This window comes from Deltaproteobacteria bacterium (assembly GCA_009929795.1).
In the GTDB taxonomy this organism is placed as follows: Bacteria; Desulfobacterota; Desulfovibrionia; order Desulfovibrionales; family Desulfomicrobiaceae; genus RZZR01.
Window position 1 is genome coordinate 1 of the sequence record RZZR01000280.1, and the last position, 2221, is coordinate 2221.

Annotated in this window: 2 protein-coding genes; both read right to left on the reverse strand. The window is 60.9% G+C overall.

The features are described from left to right. Positions 1 to 82 precede the first annotated feature (82 nt). On the reverse strand, positions 83 to 1138 hold the full coding sequence (lpxK, locus tag EOM25_14185) for a tetraacyldisaccharide 4'-kinase (protein NCC26323.1): 1056 nt from the start codon (positions 1136 to 1138) through the stop codon (positions 83 to 85). Between the two features lie 48 nt (positions 1139 to 1186). After that, positions 1187 to 1894: a Bax inhibitor-1/YccA family protein gene (locus EOM25_14190; protein NCC26324.1), complete on the reverse strand. Its 708-nt coding sequence runs from the start codon at positions 1892 to 1894 to the stop codon at positions 1187 to 1189. Between the last annotated feature and the right edge of the window lie 327 nt (positions 1895 to 2221).

The window sequence follows — 2221 nt, forward strand, 5'->3', positions numbered from 1 at the left end:
CCCGATTCCCGGAACAGGGCCATGACCGCATCCGGGTGCATGGCCCGGACCTCGGCTTTCTTGCCTTTCTCTCGCCTTCTGCTCATATCCTCTCCCACCACTTGTCGAGCCAAGCCCGGAACTCCGGACCGTCATCAAGTGACTGAAAAATAGTTTCCGTCCGCAGCACCCGAAACGCCTCCCGGCCATGCTCGATCTTGACCGCGTCCTTGGAAGTGCAGACCAGCTCGCTCACACCGTCCCGGCCAGCCTCACCCCTGATGCTGTCGATTGTGGAGGCGTTCAGAACGGCATGGTCAGGAAGGATCACGTGCCGCTCCGGACTCCGGCCAAAGGCCTCTCTCACCGCCCCGGCAACCCGCTGGGGCCTGGCCACGGCCGTCACCAGCCAATATCGGCCTTCCGGCCCCGGACTGATCCGCCCGTCGGCCAGATTCTCCAGTCCCTGGATGGACAACCGGAAGAGAAATACCGGCTTGCCCGTATTGCCCAGCCGGGCTCGGGAGGCTTCGATGACCGGGCCTTGCTCACTTCCGGTCACGTTAACGAGAAAAGCCGTTGCCCGGTCGAGGGCCGAAACGCCCTCCCGCCAGGTTCCTCGGGGCTGGACCCGGTTCCATCCCGGGCCGAGGTCGTCGCCCGCCAGAAGAACCAAATCCAGATCCCGAACCATGGCCAGATGCTGGAATCCGTCGTCGAGAACGAAAAAATCGGGCTCGTGCCTGGCCAGGGCCCATTGGCCGGCCCGTGACCGGACAGGATCAACGACCACGAGGCTGTCCGGGTGCTCCCGGGCCAGAACCAGAGGCTCGTCTCCGCACTCACCGGCCGGACACGTCGGATCCACGAGCAGCGGCAAAGCTCCGGTCCGCCCCCCATAGCCCCGGGTCAGCAGGGCCGGACGTAGACTCTTCTCCTCGGCCCAGGACAGGATAAAGGAACAGATCGGGGTCTTGCCCGTCCCGCCCCAGGAGATGTTTCCCGCCGAAATGACCGGCTTCGGCGCCCGCCAGCGAGAAAAAAAGCCGCGCCGGTACGCATGCGACCGCGCGGCCATGATCTGTGAATAGGTCCATCCGACAGGGGCCAGCACCGGGCCCAGCCGTTTCTGCCAGATGGTTGCTTGGCGTTCGGTCATCTCATCGGCGCCTCTCCCCGAAACGGGTCATGAGCATCCTCGAAATAATCAGTTCCGCGATTGACCGAAGAAGCGCAGAAGCATGAGGAACAAGTTGATGAAATCCAAGTACAGGGTCAGGGCCCCGAGTATGGTTCCCCGCCGAATGGCCACGGCGTCGTCCATGGGAGCTGACTCGCCCATGGCCTTGAGCCGCTGGGTGTCGTAGGCCGTCAGACCGACGAAGACCAGGACGCCGATGCCGCTGATGACGAAATGCAGGCCCGGGCTCTTAAGAAAAATGTTGACCACCGAGGCAAGAATGATGCCTATAAGCCCCATGAACAGGAAACTTCCCCAGGATGTCAGGTCCTTCTTTGTCACCATGCCGTAGACGCTCATGGCCGCGAACATTCCCGCGCAGACCACGAAAGTGGCCGCCACCGAAGCCCCTGTGTAGGCCAAAAGAATTATGGACAGCGTGGCCCCGTTCATGGCGCTGTAGAGCAGGAACATGCCCGTGGCCATGCCGGCCGACATCTTGGAAATCCCGGCGCTCAGCCACAAAACCAGACCGAGCTCTCCGATTATCAGGCCCCAGAAAAGGAGCTGATTGCCGAAAATGATCTGAACCATTGTTTCCGAGGAGGCCACTGTCCAGGCCACCAGGGCCGTCATTCCGAGACCAGCGGCCATCCATTGATAGACGCCCTGCATGAAAGCGTTCAGAACCGCCGGCCGGGCCGTGGTACGACTCGCCGTACGAAAATCTGCCATTGTTCTCATCCTCCTTGTCGTGAATGGCCCGCCCCGTGCGGGCCTCAATTAAAATCATTGTCTAGTAGCGACCCCGTCCAAGTCAAGGACAATCGAACGATGGGGTCTCAAACTCCACATGTCAACACTGACATACTTGATTCTCTTGTCTTTTTTCATCGGCCTCTGTAACCATTGATTGGTCTTGCTCCGACAAACCATCAATGGGATCAGTCCCAAGGAGGCCACCATGTCCAGAATCCTGAGAATCGACACGGCCAAGAAAACATACGCCTTTGAACCTGCCGGGCCCTACGCCGGACTGGGCGGCCGGGCCCTGACCTCGCG

Coding starts and splice junctions, on each gene's coding strand:
- EOM25_14190 (NCC26324.1), bottom strand. CDS start 1,894: ATGGCAGATTTTCGTACGGCGAGTCGTACCACGGCCCGGCCGGCGGTT.
- lpxK (NCC26323.1), bottom strand. CDS start 1,138: ATGACCGAACGCCAAGCAACCATCTGGCAGAAACGGCTGGGCCCGGTG.